The sequence below is a fragment of the Roseomonas haemaphysalidis genome (genome assembly GCF_017355405.1).
Taxonomy (GTDB): domain Bacteria; phylum Pseudomonadota; class Alphaproteobacteria; order Acetobacterales; family Acetobacteraceae; genus Pseudoroseomonas; species Pseudoroseomonas haemaphysalidis.
Window position 1 is genome coordinate 1,048,945 of sequence record NZ_CP061177.1, and the last position, 17,203, is coordinate 1,066,147.

Sequence of the window (17,203 nt, forward strand, 5' to 3'; positions counted from 1 at the left end):
GGGAATGGGTTCCCCCGAGCCCGCTTCTTCCTTCTGTCTGTCTTGACGAACTTGCGCGGAACGGTCCCGCCCGCATGTCAATCACCCCGGCCAGGGGGCATCGCCGCCCCGGCCACCACCAGGCAACAGGCGGAAAAAAGAAGGGGGTTCGGGGGAATTCCTTCCCCCGACCTGTCTTGCTGATGCCCGAGATCCTCTTCGCCACCTTCGAGGGCGGCGGCCACGTCACCCCCGCCGCCCAGCTCGCGCGCCGCCTGCAGGCCGACGACGCGGCGGTGCGCTTCTTCAGCGACGAAGCCAGCCGCGCCGCCGCCGCCGGCTTGACCTTTCACCCCTGGCAACGGGCGCCCAACCGCCAGGGCGCCGCCGCCGCCGCGGCACCGCTGCGCGACCATCTGGCCGCGCTGTGGCCCCCGGCGGCCGTCCGCAGCCTGTGCGACGAGGTGATGTGCGCCCCCGCGCTGGCCTATGCCCAGGACCTCCTGGACGCCATGCGGCAGCGCCCGGCCGCGCTGATCGTCGCCAACGAGCTGCTGCTCGGCGCCATGCTGGCCGGCGAGGCCGCCGGCGTGCCCGTGGTGTCCTTCAGCGCCAACATCTGGCCGTACCCCACCCGGCCCGACCTGCCGCCCTTCGGCCCTGGCTTCCGCCCCGGCACCCGCGACTGGCACGCGCGGCGGGACGGCTTCACCCGCGACTGGACCTTCAAGCTCTATGACGCCGGCCTGCCGGCGCTGAACGCCGCGCGCGCCGCGCTGGGCCTGCCGTCGCTGGCGCATGTGCTGGACCAGCTGCGGGTGCTGCGGCTGTCCCTGCTGGGCACCGCCCAGGCCTTCGACTTCGGGCTGGCGGAGGTGCCACCCCCCTTCCGCTATGCCGGGCCACTGCTGGAAACCCCGCCCTGGGCGGCGCCCTGGCGGCCAAGCCATGCCCGGCCGCACGTGCTGGTTTCCTTCAGCACCACGCAGATGGGGCAGGCCGGCGCCCTGCGCCGCAGCCTGGCGGCGCTGCGCGGCCTGCCCGTGCAGGCCGTGCTCACCGCCGGCCCCGCCATCGACCCCACCAGCCTGCCCTCCGGGCCGCGCACGGAGATCCTGCGGGGCGCGGCGCATGACGACATCCTGCCGCATTGCGCCGCCGCCATCGTGCAGGGCGGCCATGGCTCCGTGATCCGCCCGCTGCTTCACGGCGTGCCCCTGCTGGTGCTGCCGCTGGGGCGCGACAACGCCGACAACGCCGCCCGCGTGGCGGAGGCGGGCGCGGGCATCGTGCTGCCCGGCCGCGCCGGCGCGTGGCGCATCCGGCGGGCCGTGCGGGCGCTGCTGGAGGAACCCGCCTTCCGGCAGGCGGCGTGCGCGCTCGGGCAAAGGATCGCGCGGGAAACGGATGGGGGGGCGGGGGCTTCCGCCCATCTGCTGGGGCTGGTGGGAAGGTAGAAGGCCGGGGGAAGGAATTCCCCGGGCCCCTTCTTTTGTTTTTATCTGTTTTTGGGGGATGCGGGAAACGAGGTGGTGCTGGAAGGCCACAACCGTCTTCCCTCACGGGCACAGCCGAACAGACAGAAGAAAAGAAGGGGTCCGGGGAATTCCTTTTCCGGCTTTCGCTTCAGATTCCCCGCCGCAGCATTCCCGCCGGCAGCGGCAGCCCGGCCACCACCTCGTCCAGCAGCGCCGACAGGTGGCAGGCCGGGCGGGCGTCCAGCTCGGCGCGGGCCAGCCGCAGGTGGTCCAGGGCGCGGCGCCACGCGCCTTCCACCCCGAACAGCGACACCAGGGTGGGCTTGCCGGCATCCTGCTGCACGTCCTTGCCGGCGGCCTCGGCGGTGGCGGCAACGTCCAGCACGTCGTCCAGCGTCTGGAACGCCAGTCCCAGGTGGCGGCCGAAGCGGCGCAGGGGGGGCAGGCAGTCCTCTGACGCGCCGGCCAGCACGGCGCCGGCTTCCAGCGCCGCCACGAACAGCACGCCGGTCTTCAGGTGGTTCAGCTCGTCCACCTGGCCCGGCGCCACGTGCTGCTGGCGGGCGTGCAGGTCGATCTCCTGCCCGCCGACCAGCCCCTGCGCCCCCACCGCGCCGGCCAGCACCGCCACCATGCGGGCGCGGCGGTCGTCCGGCACGGCGGGCAGGGCGGCCAGCAGGCCATAGGCCTGGCTCAGCAGGCCGATGGCGGCCAGAATGGCGGTGTCCTGCCCGAAGGCCTGATGCGTGGTGGGGCGGCCACGGCGCAGCAGGGCGTTGTCCATGCAAGGCAGGTCGTCCAGCACCAGCGAGGCGGCGTGCACCATCTCCACCGCGCAGCCGGCGTCCAGCGCCGCCGCCTCGTCGCCGCCAAAGCGGCGGGCGGCCAGCACCGTCAGGATGGGTCGCAGCCGCTTGCCGGGGCCGAGCAGCGCATCGCGCATGGCATCGTGCAGCCGCGGCGGCGCCGGGCCCCCGGCGGGCAGCAGCTGGTCCAGGCGCAGCAGCACCTGGCCGCGCAGCTGCGCGAAGTCAGGCAGGGGCGGGGCGGGGCGCCAGCCGGTGGTCTCGGTGCTCAAGCGGCGTGCCGCATCTGCTGGTCCTGTTGCTCGCGGGCGGCGCCGCCGGAGATGGAGGAGCCGTCATTCCAGGCACCATACATGTTCAGATAGCGCCAGCCCCGAAATTGAGAAGGGACCGTTTCGCGGGCGGGCCGGGCGGCCTACCCCGCCATGCGCCACGCCTGCACCGCCTCCAGCGGGTGCACCAGCATCACCGCGCCGATCGCCAAGCTGTCATGGATCACGAAGGCCAGCGTCACCTCGATGGCCAGCCCCAGCGCCAGGGCGGGCCACAACCCGGCCCGCAAGGCCAGCGCGCAGCCCAGCACCACGCAGACCATGTCCCCGGTGGCGTTGAGGATGCTGTCGCCCCCATAGGTGGGGTCGGCGCCGCTGCTGCCGAAGCGGGCGATCACGAAGGGCGTGTTTTCCGCGACCTCCCAGCCGGCGGCGGCCAGCAGGGCGGCCACCAGCAGCCAGCCTAGCGGCCAGCGGCGCGAGGTCTTCCACAGCACCGCCGCGCAGAACAGCCCGTAGACGACGTGCAGCAGCGAGTACCAGTCCAGAAAGGCCTGTGAATTGCCGGGCCCGCCCACCGTGCCGTCCCAGAACCGCGTGGCGACCTCGGGCGAAACCAGCGGGCGGCCCAGCAGCATCAGGATGCCGCAGGTGGCCAGCCACAGCAGCAACCCGGAGGCGAGGTACACCGGCACCGGGCGCGGGGCCGGGATGAAGACCGGCAGGGTGGTCCGGCGCGGCGCCCGCGGTGGCGGTGCGGGACGGGCCGGGGAGCGGGCATGCGTCGTCATGGTCGTGGCGTTCAACGCCCGGGCGGCGGTTCCGATGCGTTTGCGGGAACAGGGTCCTGCAACGGCGCGCGCCGCAACGCCGCCAGGTCGGCCGAGCCGGTGCAGAAACAGGCCAGCCGCAGCTGCCGCAGCAGCAGCGCGACATGCGCGGCCACCGCCTCGGCCGAAACGGTGGCGGCCGGCAGCACGCCCGCCGCCTGCCCGACCACCCCTGCGCCGAGGCGGATGGCGCGCGCCGCGTCCAGCCCATCGTGGATGCCGCCGGAGCCGATGATCTCCACCCCCGGCGCGGCATCCGCCACGTTGCGGATGGAGCGGGCGGTGGAAATGCCCCAGCCCGCGAAGGCGGCGGCGAGCTGGCGGCGGGCGGGGTCGGTGGCGCGGGCGCCTTCCACCAGCCCCCAGTTGGTGCCGCCGGCCCCGGCGACATCGATCGCCGCCACGCCCGCGTCGCGCAGCCGGGCGGCGACGCGGGCGGAAATGCCGGCCCCGGTTTCCTTGACCACCAGCCGCCCCGGCAGGGCGGCGGCCACGGCGGCGATCTGCTTCAGCACGCCGCGCCAGTCGTGGTCGCCGCCTTCCTGCACCGCTTCCTGCAACGGGTTCAGGTGCAGGATCAGCGCGTCGGCGCCGATCATCTCCACCGCGCGCCGCGCGTCCTCCAGCCCGAAGCCGCGGATGAACTGCACGGCGCCGAGGTTGGCCAGCAGCGGCACGCCCGGCGCGCGGCGCCGCAGGTCGGCCCCGAGCCCGTCCGCCTGCCTGTGCCGCAGCGCGATGCGCTGCGAGCCGACCGCCAGCGCCACGCCGAGCTGCTGCGCGGCTTCCGCCAGATGGATGTTGATCGCCGCCGCGCGCGCCGGGCCGCCGGTCATGGAACTGATCAGGAAGGGCCCGGCGAGCGGCAGGCCGAGCAGCGTGGCGGACAGGTCGATCTCGTCTAGCGCCAGTTCCGGCAGGGCGTCGTGCTCGAAGCGGACATGCTCCAGCCCGGTGGTGGTGGCGGGAATGCCGGCACCGCGCAGCACGTGGTCGATGTGCTGGTCCTTGCGGGCGCCGATGTCCGGGGGGGAAGGGGGCACGCGGGATTCCGTCACGGGGGGCGGGGTCATGCCCGGCCGCGCTCCAGCAGGCAGGGCAGCGCGGCCGAAACCGGCACCGGCGGCTTGCCGGCAACGATTCGCAGCTTGTCCAGCCAGCCCGGCCGGCCGGCGTAGAAGCGCTCGATCAGCGGCTGGGGCAGGCCGTAGAAGCGTTCCAGCACGCGAAAGCGCTGTTCGGGCAGCGCGGCGCGGAACAGCATGCGGTTCAGCCGGCGGAAAAACGCCCGGCCGCGCCATAGCGCCACCGAATGCCGCTCGATCAGCGCCGAAAGCCCGGCCGCGTCCAGCCGCTCGGCCAGCGCCACGTGCTCGGCCAGCCGCACGGCGTCGGGCAGGGAATAGCCGGTGGTGGGGTGGAACAGCGCGGCGCGCAGCCCGACGGCCGGCAGGCCCTCGCGCCCGCGCCAGAAGGCGGCGATGTCGCCGTCCAGTGCCACCGGCAGCACGCCCTCCTCCTCGCGCAGCACGGATTGCACCTGCCAGCCCTGGGCGGCGGCGTAGCCGGCGATGGCGGCGCGCATGCCCGCCGTGTCCAGCGCCGGGCCGTCGGCGTAGCGCGTGTCCTCGATCAGCAGGGTGCGGTCGTCGAAGGGCAACACGTAGAGAAAGCGGTAGCCGTCGATCTGGCTGACCGTGGCGTCCATCACGATCGGCTCTTCCAGGCCGTGCGGCGCGGCGCAGCGCACCTCCTGTCCCAGGAATTTCTGGAAGCCCAGCGCCAGGCTGGGCGCCGGCGCCGGCCCGCGGCCATCCACCACCGCGCCGGCCCGCAGCACCGTGCCGTCTTCCAGCACCGCTTCGGTGCCATTCAGCCGCGCCACCGGCGTGTTCAGCCGCACCCGGCCGCCCAGCCGCAGGGACAGCACCTGGTGGAAGCGCTCGCTGCTGACGCTGGCATAGCCGCTGGACAGCCGCCGCGCGCGCGCCGGAAAGCGCACCGCGTAGCCCGGCCAGCGATGCGCCACCAGCGGCGCCACCCAGGCCCACTGCGCGGGCGACAGGTCACGCTCGAAGAACGACCAGGTGTGGCCGGCCCCCAGGCTGGGCCCGGCTTCCAGCAGCAGCACCCGCAGCTCCGGCCGCAGCTCGGCCAGCCGCAGGGCCAGCAGCCCGTTGGCCAGGCCACCGCCGATCAGCAGGATGTCGGCCACCGTGTCGGGGGGTGGCCGGTCGGGCGGCGGGGCATCGGGCATGGGCGGGACGCTGGCACGGGGCCGCCCGCCCTGCAATATCGGCAGGCCGCCCCATATGGCAGGAATGGCACCGCGAAAGGATCCGATGCCGCTTTCCCCTCCCCCCGCCGTGATCCGCGGCCAGGGCGCCATCGGCCTGACCCTGGCGCTGCTGGTGCTGGCGGCCTGGCTGGCACTGCACGTCTACGGTGTCTACTTCCACCGGTGGAGCGGCTGGAGCTGGCTGGTCGTGCCGCCGCTGATGGCGCTGCAGACCTGGCTGTCCGTCGGGCTGTTCATCATCGCGCATGATGCCATCCACGGCTCGCTGGCCCCCGGCCACAGGTGCCTGAACCGCGCCATGGGCCAGCTCTGCGTCGGCCTTTACGCCGGCTTCCGCTTCCGCCGCCTGGAAGCCAACCACCACCTGCACCATTCCGAAAGCGGCACCGAAGGCGACCCGGACTTCGACCCCGACGCCCCCGGCCGCCTGCTGCCCTGGTTCTACCGCTTCTTCCGCACCTATTTCGGACTGGTGGAATTCGCCGTGCTGACGGTCTGGCTGGGCGTGGCGATCTTCGTCCTCGGCGCGCATCCGGCCAACCTGATCGCCTTCTGGGGGCTGCCGGCGCTGCTGTCGGCCTTCCAACTGTTCTTCTTCGGCACTTGGCTGCCGCACCACCACGATGGCTCGGCATTCGGTGACGGGCACAACGCCCGCTCCAACGGCTTCGGGCCGCTCGCCTCGCTGCTCACCTGCTTCCACTTCGGGCGGCACCATGAGCACCACCTGCACCCCTACCTGCCCTGGTGGCGGATTCCTGATCTCTCGCGGGAGGGGTAGGAGAAGCAAGGCTGGGGGAAGGAATTCCCCCAGGCCCCCATCTTCTTTTTGTTCTGTTTCCGGGGTGGCTGTTGGAGACCGGCCGCTGCCACCAACGCCGACCGAAAAACCGATGGAAAAAAGATGGGGGTTCGGGGGAATTCCTTCCCCCGACCTTCTACGCCCCCACCACCCCGATCACCCTTGCCGCTTCCAGCGCCGCCGCGCGTGACGGCGGCAGGATCGCTTCCCGCCGCTGGCTGACCAGCATGACGCTGACCACGCGGGCGATCCATTCCACGTACATGTCCCGCGCCACCCAGAACCATTCGTCCGGCGCGCCGCCGGCGCTGGCGGAGGTGGCGCGGGCTTCCGCGACCAGGCGCGACAGGCGGCGTTCCATGGCGTCGCCGGCCAGCGCCGCGCGGCAGTCCTCGATGCCGCGGCGGGCACCTTGCAGCGCCAGGGCATCGGCCGGGCGGCGGTAGCGCTGGCGGATGTCCTCCAGCGTGTCGTCCAGCAGGATGTTGAGGAAGTCGACCACCAGCATCGCATGCGCCTCCTGGGTCCCGGGCGCGAGTCTGCGCCCGGGGCGGGGGGCGGTTCAAGGGCGGCCGGGGGTTTCCAGCAGGAAGTCGAAGTCGCAGCCCTGGTCGGCCAGCAGCACCTCGCGCCGGTACAGGCGGGCGTAGCCGCGGGCGGGGTTGGCCGGGGCCGGCGGGCTGGCCTCGGCACGGCGGGCGAGCTCCGCCTGGTCCACCAGCAGGTCGATGCGGCGGTCGCGCACCGAAACGCGGATGCGGTCGCCGTCGCGCACCAGCCCGAGCGGCCCGCCCGAGGCGCTGTCCGGCGTGACGTGCAGCACGATGGTGCCATAGGCGGTGCCGGACATGCGGGCGTCCGAGATGCGCAGCATGTCCTTCACCCCCGCGCGGGCCAGCTTCTGCGGGATGGGCAGGTAGCCGGCTTCCGGCATGCCGGAGGGGGAAAGCGGCCCGGCGTTCTGCAGCACCAGCACGTCGTCGGCCGTGACGTCGAGATCCGGGTCGTCGATGCGCGCCGAGAGGTCCTCCAGCGAGGAAAAGACCACCGCGCGGCCCTCGTGCTCGAACAGCTTCGAATCGGCGGCGGCGCGCTTGAGGATGGCACCGCGCGGCGCGAGGCTGCCGAACAGCGCCACCAGCCCGCCCTGCGGCTGCAGCGGCTCCGCCAGCGGGCGCACCACCGCGCGGTCCACGAAGCCGGGCTCGGCGTCCAGCCGCTGGCCCAGCGTTTCGCCCGTCACGGTCATGCAATCCAGGTGCAGCAGCGGGCGCAGCTCGCGCAGCACGGCGCCGATGCCGCCGGCGGCGTGCAGGTCCTCCATGTAGAAGGGGCCGGTGGGCTTCAGGTCCACCAGCACGGGGGTGGTGTCCGACAGCTCGTTCAGCTTGGCGAGCGGGATCGGGATGCCGGCGCGGCCGGCGATGGCGGTCAGGTGGATGATCGCGTTGGTGGAGCCGCCGATCGCCAGCAGCACGCGCAGCGCATTCTCCACCGACTTCGGCGTCACGATGTCGCGGATCGTGGTGCCGGCACGGGCCAGCGCCAGCGCGGCGGCGCCGGACGCCTCGGCGGCGCGGATGCGGTCGGCGTGCACGGCGGGGATGGCGGCGGTGCCGGGCAGCAGGATGCCCAGCGCTTCCGCCAGCGAGGCCATGGTGGAGGCCGTGCCCATCACCGCGCAGGTGCCGGCGGTGGTGGCGAGGTTGCCTTCCACCTCCTCGATGGTCGCGTCATCCACCTCGCCGGCGCGGAACTTGGCCCAGAAGCGGCGGCAGTCGGTGCAGGCGCCCAGCCGCTCGCCGCGCCAGCGCCCGGTCATCATCGGCCCCGTCACCACCTGCACCGTGGGCAACCCGGCCGAGACGGCGCCCATCAGCTGCGCCGGCACCGTCTTGTCGCAGCCGCCCACCAGCACCACCGCGTCCATCGGCTGGCCACGGATCATCTCCTCCGTGTCCATCGCCATCAGGTTGCGGAAGAACAGGCTGGTGGGGTTGAGGAAGACCTCGCCGAGCGAGATGGTGGGAAATTCCAGCGGCAGCCCGCCGGCCGCCAGCACGCCGCGCTTCACCGCCGCCACCAGCTCCGGCACCCCCCGGTGGCAGTTGTTGAACTCGGATGCCGTGGTGGCGATGCCCACCACCGGCTTCTTCAACAGGTCACCGGAATAGCCCATCGACCGCGCCATGGAGAGCCGCAGGTAACGCGCGAAATCCGGGTCGCCGTAGTTGGTCAGGCCACGGGCCAAGCCGATGGCGGGCGGGGTCTCGGTCACGGGCAGGTGTCCTTCCTCGGGGGGCGCCGTTCAGGGGCGGCGCTTTCCGGGGGATGCTGCGGCCTTGGCCGGGGGGCGTAAAGGTTGGGGGAAGGAATTCCCCCAAACCCCCATCTTTTTTCTGATCTCTTCCAGGGATCGCAGCCGGGACTGTCGCGCTACAGCCGCCACCTTCGCTCCCGAAGATGAATCAGAAAAAAGATGGGGTCCGGGGAATTCCTTCCCCGGCCTTGCTGCCTATGACCCCATCACGAAGCGCAGGGCCCGCCCCAGCGCCACCGCCATCACCGACCCATGCGTCTCGCCCTCCGCACAATGGAACTGCACCGGGTAGCCGGCGCCTTCCAGCCGGACGGCGGCGTCGCGCGCGTGGTCCACCATGGCGCGGCGTTCGCGGCGGTCGGCGGTGGCGGCGGAGGGGGTTTCCCAGGGCGTCAGGCCTTGTTCGTACTGGCCCACGGCAATGGCGACGCGGGGCGGCGCGGGCCGGCGCGCGAAGGCCAGGCGCGCCGGGTTCCACCAGACGGAGGGGCTGATGGCGACAAAGCCCGCGAAGGCCTCCGCGTCATGCGCCAGGATGTCGAGCGCCAGGAAGCCCGCCAGGGAATGGCCGACCAGGACCCGGCGCGCCGGGTCCACCGCGCAGCGTTCGGCGATGCGCCCGGCGACGGGGCCGCGCAGCGCGGCGAGAAAGGCGTCGCGGCCGCCGGTGGGGTGGGGGGCGGGTTCGGCAGCGGGCGGGCCGGGGGTGTAGTCCAGCATGCGGCGGGCGCGGTGGAAGGGGGCGTCGCCGGGATAGGCGAGGCCCGCCACCACGGCGGGCGGGATGCCCGTGACGCCGGCGCGCAGCGCGGAGGCGCGGGCGATGTCGGTGACCAGGCCGAAGCCCGCATTGGCATCCAGCAGCGTGATGACCGGATGGCCGCCGGGCGGCGGCGGCGCGGCGGGGATGGCCAGCCACAGGCGGTACTCGCCGGCCGGGGTGTGGAGGACGTGTTCCTCCGTGCCCGGCAGGGTGACGGGGGGGATGTCAGCCACGCAGCGTGGCGCCGCCGTCGATGTAGAGGTCGGCCATGGTGATGTGCCCGGCGCGGTCGGACAGCAGAAAGGCCACGGCGTCCGCGATGTCCTCCGGCGTCGCCAGCTTGCCGAGCGGGATGCCGGTCTTGAACTGCTCCGGCAGCCCGGCGATGACGCGCGCGGCCCCCTGCTCGTCCGCCCACATGCCGGTCTGCATGGGTGTCAGCGTCGAGCCCGGGGCGACGACGTTGCAGCGGATGCCGTGCGGCGCCAGCTCCAGCCCCAGGCAGCGCGCGAACATGGTGGTCGCGGCCTTGGACGCCGCATAGGCCGCCATGGCATGGCGCGGGATGCCGGCGGCGTTGGAGCTGACCACGACGATGGCCCCGTGCCCGCGCGGCGCCATGACGCGTGCCATGGCGCGGCCCAGGTGAAACACCCCATCCGTATTGACGGCGAAGACCCGGCGCCAGGCGGCGTCGTCCGTTTCGCTCACCAGCCCGGTGGCCAGGATGCCGGCCAAACTGGCGCAGGCGTCGATCGGCCCTTCCTCCGCCTCCACCCGCGCCACCAGCGCATCGACGGCGGCGCTGTCCGTCACGTCCAGCGGCAGGGCGCGCAGGTGGTCGGCGGCGGCAATGCCGGAAACGTCGAGGTCGGTGGCGATCACCCGCATGCCCTCGGCCAGCAGCGCCTCCAGCACCGCGCGGCCGATGCCGCCGGCGGCGCCCGTCACCAGCACGCGGCGCCCTGACAATCCGCTCGGTCTCATGGGGTGGGTCCTTTTGCTGGGGCGGGGGAGAAGCAAGGCCGGGGAAGGAATTCCCCGGACCCCATCTTTGTTCTGGTCTGTCTTCGGGCGTGGCCGTTGCCGCGTGCCGCTTTCTGGCAAAAACAAAAGAAAGGGTCCGGGGAATTCCTTCCCCGGCCTTCCTCAACCGTCACGGTCGAACGCCGCCAGCCGTGCCGCCAGCACCGGCGCCACATGCGCCGTCGCCGCCGCCCCCGTGAGGTCGGCGTGCAGGGCGGGAATCTCGATCACCTCGACCGCCGCCGCGTAGGGCCGCCACATGGCGGGCGAGACGGCGCGGCCGGCGTGGTGGTCGAGCGCCGCATGGAAGTGGGTGACGGTGCCGTCGTAGCGGCCGTGGCGATGCGCGCGCACCAGCGGGTTGTTGCCGCGCACCACGCGCACCACGCCATCCAGCGCGGCTTCCGGCAACTGGCCCAGCGGGCTGTCGCCGGCGCGCAGAAAGGCGGTGACGGCGGCGCGGGTCAGCGGCAGGTCGGGCAGGCGGTCGGGGTCGAAGCCGCCGATCGCCAGCAGGGCGCGCAGCGGCGCGTTCTCGTCCGGTTCCGGCTCGGCGCGCCACACGTCGGAGGGGTAGGAATCCAGCATGGCCAGCAGCCCGACCGTGCGGCCCCGCGCGTGCAGGTGCCGCGCCACGGCATGGGCGATGATGCCACCCACCGACCAGCCCAGCAGGTGCAGCACGCCGGCCGGGCGCAACGCGGCGATGCGCGTGGCGTAGTCCTCGGCCAGGTCGTCCAGGCTGGCGGGCGGCGCGGCGGCGGGGTCCAGGGCCGGGGCCTGCAGGCCGTGCAGGGTGCGGCGCGGCGCCAGCGCGCGGGCCAGCCCGCCATAGCACCAGGACAGGCCGCCGGCGGGGTGGATGGCGAAGACCGGCGCCAGCGCGGCATCGCCCTCGGCCAATGTCACCACGGGGTCGAGGCCATGGGCACCGGCGGGCCGCCGGTCCAGCAGCGCCGCCAGCCGCGCCACGCTGGAATGGGCGAAGACGGCGCCGAGGCCGGGGTCCCAGCCCAGCGTTTCGCGCACGCGGCGCAACAGCCGCACGGCAAGCAGCGAATGGCCGCCGAGCGAAAAGAAGTCGTCCTCCGCGCCCACCCCGGCGGTGCCGAGCACCTCGCCGAACAGCGCGGCCAGCTGCCGCTCCGTGTCCGTGGCGGGCGGGCGGCCGCCGGCGGGGGCGATGCCGGGGGCGGGCAGCGCGGCGCGGTCCAGCTTGCCGCTGCTGTTCACCGGCAGGGCGGGCAGGGACACATAGGCGGCGGGGCGCATGGCGTCGGGCAGCAGCTGCTCGGCCCGGGCGCGCAGCAGGGCGGCGTCGAAGCCGGGGCCGGGCACGGCATAGGCGACCAGCCGGCCTTCGCGCGCCACCACGCGGCATTGCGCCACGCCGGGGGTGCCGGCCAGCGCCGCCTCCACCTCGCCCAGCTCGATGCGCTGGCCGCGGATCTTCACCTGCTGGTCGGCGCGGCCAAGGTAGACGATGGCGCCGTCCGGGCGCAGCCGCGCCCTGTCGCCGGTGCGGTACATCCGCTGGCCGGGATGAAAGGGGTCGGGGATAAAGGCGGCCGCGGTCAGGTCGGGTCGGTTGAGGTAGCCTTCCGCCAGCTGCACGCCCGCGATGAACAGCGCGCCGGCCATGCCGGGGGGGACGGGGCGCAGCGCGTCGTCCAGCACGTACAGGCGGGTGTTCCACACCGGCCGGCCGATCGGCACGGGGCGCGCGCGGTCTTCGGGGCCGGCGTCGTGGAAGCTGACGTCGACCGCAGCCTCGGTGGGGCCGTAGAGGTTGTGCAGCTCGGCCGAGATGGTGGCGTGGAAGCGGTCGCGCAGCTCCGGCGTCAGCTCCTCGCCGGAGCAGAAGACGCGGGCGAGCGACAGGCCTTTCGCCGAGGGCTCGGCCAGAAAGGCGTCCAGCATGGAGGGCACGAAATGCGCCGCCGTGATGCCGTTGTCGCGGATCAGCGCCGCCAGCGCCGCCGGGTCGCGGTGCGCGCCGGGCGGCGCCATCACCAGCGTGCCGCCGCCGAGAAAGGACAGAAAGAACTCCCACACCGAGACGTCGAAGGTGGCGGGGGTTTTCTGCAGGATGCGGTCGGCGGGGCCGAAGCCGTAATGCGCCCGCATCCATTCCAGCCGGTTGCAGATGGCGCGGTGCCCGACCACCACGCCCTTGGGCGTGCCGGTGGAGCCGGAGGTGTAGAGCAGGTAGGCGGGGTCGGCCGGTGCCGGGCCGTCGGGCGGCGCGGCGCCCTGCGCGGGCCATTCGCCCGGCGGCAGCAGGGGCGTGCCGCCGGGCAGCGGCGCTTCGGCCAGCAGCAGCACGGGCGCGGCATCGGCCAGCATGGCCGCGAGGCGTGGCGCCGGATGCGCCGGGTCCAGGGGCAGAAAGGCGGCGCCGGCGCGCAGCACGGCGACCAGCGCCACCAGCAACGCCGTTGAACGGTCCAGCGCGACCGCGACACAGCGCCCGGGCCCGGCGCCGCGGGCCCGCAGCAGCCCGGCCAGCGCGGCGCTTTGCCGGTCGAGCTCCGCGTAGCTGAGCACGACGCCCGCGGCTTCCACGGCGGGCGCATCGGGCGTGCGCCGCATGCGCGCCTCGATCAGCGCCACCAGGGTGGTGTCGGGCAGGTCGTGCGCGGTGTCGTTCAGCCGGTGCAGCGCCCACCCGGCTTCCGCCGGCGTGGCGCTTGGCACCTCGGCCAGGCTGTTGGCCGCCAGCGCCGCCTCGCAGAACCAGGCGAGGCGGGCTGCATGCGCGGCGAGCGTGGCGGTGTCGTAGAGCGCGGGGTTGGCCTCGGCCAGCAGGTGCAGGCCGGCCGCGTCGGGCGCGGCGCGGAAGGTCAGGGTCAGGTCGTCCACCGGGCCGGTGCCCAGCACCTCCAGCGTGCTGTGCAGCCCGGCAAAGGCCGGCGCGGCGCCGAAGGGCAGCAGGTTGACCAGCGGCCCGTGCAGCCTGCGCCCGGCGCCCAGCAGGCCGAGGTCGCGCCGCAGCTGCTCGCCCCGAAAGCGGCCGTGGCGGCGGACCTGCCGCAGCAGCGCGCCCATGTCCGCCAGCAGCGCGGGCAGTGGCGTGGCTTCCGGCGCGCGCAGGCGCAGCGGCAGCACGTTCATCAGCGTGCAGGGCACCCGCGCCGCCGGGCTGCCGAGGCGGCCCATGAAGGTCAGGCCGATGCAGCTTTCCGCGCCGCCGGCGAAGCGCCGCACATAGCCCGCCACCAGCACCGCCAGCAGGTCGGGCCAGGGCAGGGCGTGGCGTTCCGCGGCCCCGCGCAGCGCGGCGGACAGGCTGCCGGGCAGCGGCAGGGCGCGGCGCAGCGCGGCGTGGCCGCTGCGCGCCTCGCCGGGGGCGAGGCCTCGCACCTCCGGCAGTTCCGCCAGTTCCGCGTGCCAGAAGGCGGCGTCGGCAGCACGCTTCGGGCCGGCGCGGTAGTCGGCATCGGCGGCCAGGGCGGCGGACAGCGGCGCCAGGGCCGGGCCGCCGCCGCCGGCGTAAAGCGCGGCCACGCGGCGCACCAGCAGGTCGGTGCCAAAGGCATCCACCGCCAGGTGGTGCACCCGCTGGAACCAGAAATGGCGCTCGGGGCCCAGCACGTACAGGCGCTCGGCCGCCAGGGCAGCGTGGGCGGTCGCCATGTCCCGCGCCATGGCGGCGCGCGCCTCGGCTTCCGGGTCGGCGGCGGCGGACAGGTCGACCACCTCCAGCCAGGGGCGGCGGGCTTCGTCCACGGCCTGCACCGCGCCATCGGGTCCGGGGCGGATGCGCAGGGCCAGCGCGTCGGCCTCGGCCACCGCGCCGTTGACGGCGGCGGCAAAGGCGTCGCGGTCCAGCGTGCCACGCAGGTCGACGACCTGGCCGGTGTTGAACACCGGGCTGGCCGGGTCCAGCGCCTGGGCGAACCACAACCCGGCCTGGGCTTCCGTGAGCGGCGCTTCCGTGGCCGGGGCGGCGGAAAAGGCGTTCACGCGCCGGCTTGCGCGCGGGCCATGATCGCCCACCACGCGTCCAGCGTCAGCCGCTCGGCGAATTCAGAGAATTCCAGGGTCAGGTTGGCTTCGCGCGCCCAGCGGGTCAGCAGCGCCATGGCCCGCATGGAATCGAGGCCGAGGTCCATCAGCTCGTCCTCACCGCCGATGTCGTCCGGCTGCTCGTGCAGCAGGGCGGCGATGTCGGCGCGCATGCGCTCGCGGGTCAGCATCGCAGGGCCTCCAGCAGGGCCTCGGTCGGCAGCGGCACGGCGCAGGTGGCGGCGACGTAGTTGACCGCCATCAGGTGTTTCTCGCGCGAGAAATCGGCCACCGCGTCGGCGGCCATGAAGGGCTCGATGTCGCGCTGAAAGGCTTCCGCGAGTGTCAGCGTCACGCCGATATGCGCGTAGATGCCGCAGACCACGAGCTGGTCGCGGCCGCGCACCCGCAGCAGCGTGTCCAGGTTGGAGCGCTGGAAGGCGCTGTAGCGGTGCTTGGTCAGCACGAAGTCGCCGGGCGCGGGCGCGAGTTCCGGCAGGATCGGCTGGTGCTCCGGCGCGTCGCTCATCCCCGGGCCCCAGAGGTCGGCCTGCAGCCCGCGGTCGCGGCGGTCCTGGTTGCCGTGCTGCGCGGTGTAGAACACCGGCACCCCCGCCGCCCGCGCGGCGCGGATCAGCCGCGCGATGTTGGCCACCACCGGCGCCATGGGCGACTGGTCGCGCGCATAGGGGCGGACGAAGTAGTGCTGCATGTCGTGCACCAGCAGCGCCGCGCGGTCGCGCGCCAGCGACCAGGGCGCGCGCGGCACGGGCAGCTCGGCCGCTTCCGGCAGCGCATAGGGGGCGATGGTCGGCAGGCCCTTGCTCATGACGTCTGCTCCGCCAGAAAGCCGGCGCGCAGCCGGGCGCGCAGTTCCTTGCGGCTGATCTTGCCGGCGGCGGTGGTTTCGAACCGCTCCACCAGCACCACCTGGTCCGGCACCTTGAAGGCGGCGATGCCGCGCGCGCGCATCCAGGCCTTCAGCGCGGCAGGCTTCGGCGCCGCGCCCTGCGGAATGACAAAGGCGCAGGACCGCTCGCCCAGGAATTCGTCGGGGATCGAGACGATGGCGGCATCGAAGACATTGGGGTGCGCCAGCAGGTGGTCCTCCACTTCCTCGGCCGAGATCTTCTCGCCCGCGCGGTTGATGTGGTCGCCGGCGCGGCCCTGCACCTCCAGGTAGCCGCCCGGCAGGCGCTTCACGATGTCGCCGGTGCGGTAGAAGCCGTCTTCCGTGAAGGCGCGCGCATTGGCGCCGGCGTCGTTGTGATAGGCGCGGATGGTGTAGGGGCCGCGCGCCAGCAGGTGGCCCGGCGTGCCGTCCGGCACCGGCGCGCCGGCGTCGTCCACCACCAGCACCTCGTCCATGGCGCTGATCGGCCGGCCCTGGGTCGTGACGATGGTTTCCTCGTCGTCGTCGAGCCGCGTGTAGTTCACCAGGCCCTCGGCCATGCCGAACACCTGCTGCAAGGTGCAGCCCAGCGCGGGCCGCACGCGCCGCGCCGCTTCCGGCGTGAACTTGGCGCCGCCCACCAGCAGCACGTCCAGGCTGGACAGGTCGTGCGGCGTTTGCGGCGCCGCCTGCATCCACAGCAGCGCCAGCGGCGGCACCAGCCCGGTGATGGTCACGCGGTGCCGCGCGATCAGCGGAAAGGCCACGTCCGGCGCGGGGGCGGGGCTGAGGACCACGGTGGCGCCGGCATACAGCGCGCCGATATGCCCCGGCGAGCTCATCGGGAAGTTGTGTGCCGCCGGCAGGGCCACCAGAAACACGCTGCTGTCCGTCACGCCGCAGATGTCGTTGCTGGCCCAGCAGGAATACAGGTAGTCGTCATGCGTGCGTGGGATCAGCTTGGACAGCCCCGTGCTGCCGCCGGAGATCTGGATAAAGGCGACGTCGGACGGCGCCGCGTCGTCCGGCAAGGCCACGCTGGCGTCGCGCTCCGTCGCCAGCGGCGTGAACTCCGCCGCATCCCCCGCCGCGACGACCACATGCCGCACCGCCGGCACCTCCGCCTGCAAGGCGCGGGCCTGCGCGCGATAGTCGAAGCCGTCATGCGTGGCCGGGATCACGTAGCCCGCCGCCTCGCCCCGCCGCGCGAAATGCGCCACCTCGGTGATGCGGTGCGCCGGCAGGGCGTAGAGCGGGATCATCCGCGCGCGGAACAGCCCGAAGACGGCGGAAAAGAACTCGGCGATGTTGGGCAGCTGCACCACCACCCGATCCCCCGGCCGCAGCCCGGCGGCAAGGTATCCCGCCGCAGCCGCCTCGGCCCGCGCCAGCAACTCGGCGTAGCTCCAGCGCCGCTCGCCATCGATGATCGCGGTGGCGTCCGGCCGCTCGGCCGCGCGGGCGCGCAGCACGTCGGAGAAGGTCTCGCCGCGCCAGAAGCCGGCGTCGCGGTAGCGCTGGGCGAGGTCCGCCGGCCAGTCCTGGCGCAGGGGGGTCATGGGGTGGTCCTTGCCGTCACGCGGGGAGAAGGTCGGGGGAAAGAATTCCCCCGAGCCCCCATCTTCTTTTGTCTGTTCGCCGGGTCACGCTTTCGGAAACGGCGTGCCGCAACAACGGGCGCTCGCGGGGACAGACCAGAAGAAAGCAGGGGTTCGGGGATTTCATTCC

The 17,203-nt window shown here is 73.6% G+C and carries 14 protein-coding genes; 2 read left to right on the forward strand and 12 right to left on the reverse strand.

Annotation, left to right across the window (positions count from 1 at the left end; all coding sequences use genetic code 11):
• The first annotated feature begins 182 nt into the window (after positions 1-182).
• Complete coding sequence (locus IAI59_RS04825) at positions 183-1,436, forward strand: glycosyltransferase (RefSeq protein WP_207419124.1); 1,254 nt, start codon at positions 183-185, stop codon at positions 1,434-1,436.
• Positions 1,437-1,605: 169 nt separating this feature from the next.
• Here the strand turns inward: IAI59_RS04825 and IAI59_RS04830 are convergent, their stop codons facing one another.
• From IAI59_RS04830 to crtY, 4 genes are all read right to left on the reverse strand, one after another.
• The gene (locus IAI59_RS04830; RefSeq protein WP_207419123.1) at positions 1,606-2,535 is read right to left on the reverse strand and encodes a polyprenyl synthetase family protein; all 930 of its coding nucleotides are present in this window, start codon (positions 2,533-2,535) and stop codon (positions 1,606-1,608) included.
• 143 nt (positions 2,536-2,678) lie between these two features.
• Positions 2,679-3,326, reverse strand: coding sequence for a DUF2585 family protein (locus tag IAI59_RS04835; protein WP_207419122.1), 648 nt, complete (start codon positions 3,324-3,326; stop codon positions 2,679-2,681).
• Positions 3,327-3,337: 11 nt separating this feature from the next.
• Positions 3,338-4,438, reverse strand: coding sequence for a type 2 isopentenyl-diphosphate Delta-isomerase (fni, locus tag IAI59_RS04840; RefSeq protein ID WP_207419121.1), 1,101 nt, complete (start codon positions 4,436-4,438; stop codon positions 3,338-3,340).
• Positions 4,435-5,622, reverse strand: coding sequence for a lycopene beta-cyclase CrtY (gene crtY / locus IAI59_RS04845; RefSeq protein ID WP_207419120.1), 1,188 nt, complete (start codon positions 5,620-5,622; stop codon positions 4,435-4,437). Before crtY ends, fni begins: the two co-directional genes overlap by 4 nt.
• An 85-nt stretch (positions 5,623-5,707) precedes the next feature.
• Here crtY and IAI59_RS04850 point away from each other — a divergent pair, with 85 nt between their 5' ends.
• Positions 5,708-6,445, forward strand: a complete 738-nt coding sequence (locus IAI59_RS04850) for a fatty acid desaturase (protein ID WP_207419119.1) — start codon at positions 5,708-5,710, stop codon at positions 6,443-6,445.
• Between the two features lie 157 nt (positions 6,446-6,602).
• On the opposite strand, the gene IAI59_RS04855 is transcribed toward IAI59_RS04850, so the two are convergent.
• The 8 genes from IAI59_RS04855 to IAI59_RS04890 form a co-directional block, all read right to left on the reverse strand.
• The gene (locus IAI59_RS04855) at positions 6,603-6,974 is read right to left on the reverse strand and encodes a hypothetical protein (protein WP_207419118.1); all 372 of its coding nucleotides are present in this window, start codon (positions 6,972-6,974) and stop codon (positions 6,603-6,605) included.
• A gap of 54 nt (positions 6,975-7,028) precedes the next feature.
• On the reverse strand, positions 7,029-8,744 hold the full coding sequence (locus IAI59_RS04860; RefSeq protein WP_207419117.1) for a dihydroxy-acid dehydratase: 1,716 nt from the start codon (positions 8,742-8,744) through the stop codon (positions 7,029-7,031).
• A gap of 237 nt (positions 8,745-8,981) precedes the next feature.
• On the reverse strand, positions 8,982-9,782 hold the full coding sequence (locus IAI59_RS04865) for an alpha/beta hydrolase (RefSeq protein ID WP_237181197.1): 801 nt from the start codon (positions 9,780-9,782) through the stop codon (positions 8,982-8,984).
• Positions 9,775-10,536 carry a 2,3-dihydro-2,3-dihydroxybenzoate dehydrogenase gene (locus tag IAI59_RS04870; RefSeq protein ID WP_207419116.1) on the reverse strand — a complete coding sequence of 254 codons (762 nt, stop codon included), beginning with the start codon at positions 10,534-10,536 and terminating at the stop codon, positions 9,775-9,777. Before IAI59_RS04870 ends, IAI59_RS04865 begins: the two co-directional genes overlap by 8 nt.
• A gap of 162 nt (positions 10,537-10,698) precedes the next feature.
• Complete coding sequence (locus IAI59_RS04875) at positions 10,699-14,541, reverse strand: non-ribosomal peptide synthetase (protein ID WP_207419115.1); 3,843 nt, start codon at positions 14,539-14,541, stop codon at positions 10,699-10,701.
• Complete coding sequence (locus IAI59_RS04880; protein ID WP_207419114.1) at positions 14,538-14,774, reverse strand: phosphopantetheine-binding protein; 237 nt, start codon at positions 14,772-14,774, stop codon at positions 14,538-14,540. Before IAI59_RS04880 ends, IAI59_RS04875 begins: the two co-directional genes overlap by 4 nt.
• Complete coding sequence (locus IAI59_RS04885) at positions 14,768-15,412, reverse strand: isochorismatase family protein (RefSeq protein ID WP_207419113.1); 645 nt, start codon at positions 15,410-15,412, stop codon at positions 14,768-14,770. Before IAI59_RS04885 ends, IAI59_RS04880 begins: the two co-directional genes overlap by 7 nt.
• Positions 15,409-17,034, reverse strand: coding sequence for a (2,3-dihydroxybenzoyl)adenylate synthase (locus tag IAI59_RS04890; protein WP_207419112.1), 1,626 nt, complete (start codon positions 17,032-17,034; stop codon positions 15,409-15,411). The genes IAI59_RS04885 and IAI59_RS04890 overlap by 4 nt, the downstream gene beginning before the upstream one ends.
• Positions 17,035-17,203 lie beyond the last annotated feature (169 nt).

Bases quoted from the DNA above. Each gene is read 5' to 3' on its own strand.
- IAI59_RS04855 (WP_207419118.1), bottom strand. From the start codon at position 6,974: ATGCTGGTGGTCGACTTCCTCAACATCCTGCTGGACGACACGCTGGAG.
- IAI59_RS04850 (WP_207419119.1), top strand. From the start codon at position 5,708: ATGCCGCTTTCCCCTCCCCCCGCCGTGATCCGCGGCCAGGGCGCCATC.
- fni (WP_207419121.1), bottom strand. From the start codon at position 4,438: ATGACCCCGCCCCCCGTGACGGAATCCCGCGTGCCCCCTTCCCCCCCG.
- IAI59_RS04885 (WP_207419113.1), bottom strand. From the start codon at position 15,412: ATGAGCAAGGGCCTGCCGACCATCGCCCCCTATGCGCTGCCGGAAGCG.
- crtY (WP_207419120.1), bottom strand. From the start codon at position 5,622: ATGCCCGATGCCCCGCCGCCCGACCGGCCACCCCCCGACACGGTGGCC.
- IAI59_RS04835 (WP_207419122.1), bottom strand. From the start codon at position 3,326: ATGACGACGCATGCCCGCTCCCCGGCCCGTCCCGCACCGCCACCGCGG.
- IAI59_RS04870 (WP_207419116.1), bottom strand. From the start codon at position 10,536: ATGAGACCGAGCGGATTGTCAGGGCGCCGCGTGCTGGTGACGGGCGCC.
- IAI59_RS04880 (WP_207419114.1), bottom strand. From the start codon at position 14,774: ATGCTGACCCGCGAGCGCATGCGCGCCGACATCGCCGCCCTGCTGCAC.
- IAI59_RS04825 (WP_207419124.1), top strand. From the start codon at position 183: ATGCCCGAGATCCTCTTCGCCACCTTCGAGGGCGGCGGCCACGTCACC.
- IAI59_RS04890 (WP_207419112.1), bottom strand. From the start codon at position 17,034: ATGACCCCCCTGCGCCAGGACTGGCCGGCGGACCTCGCCCAGCGCTAC.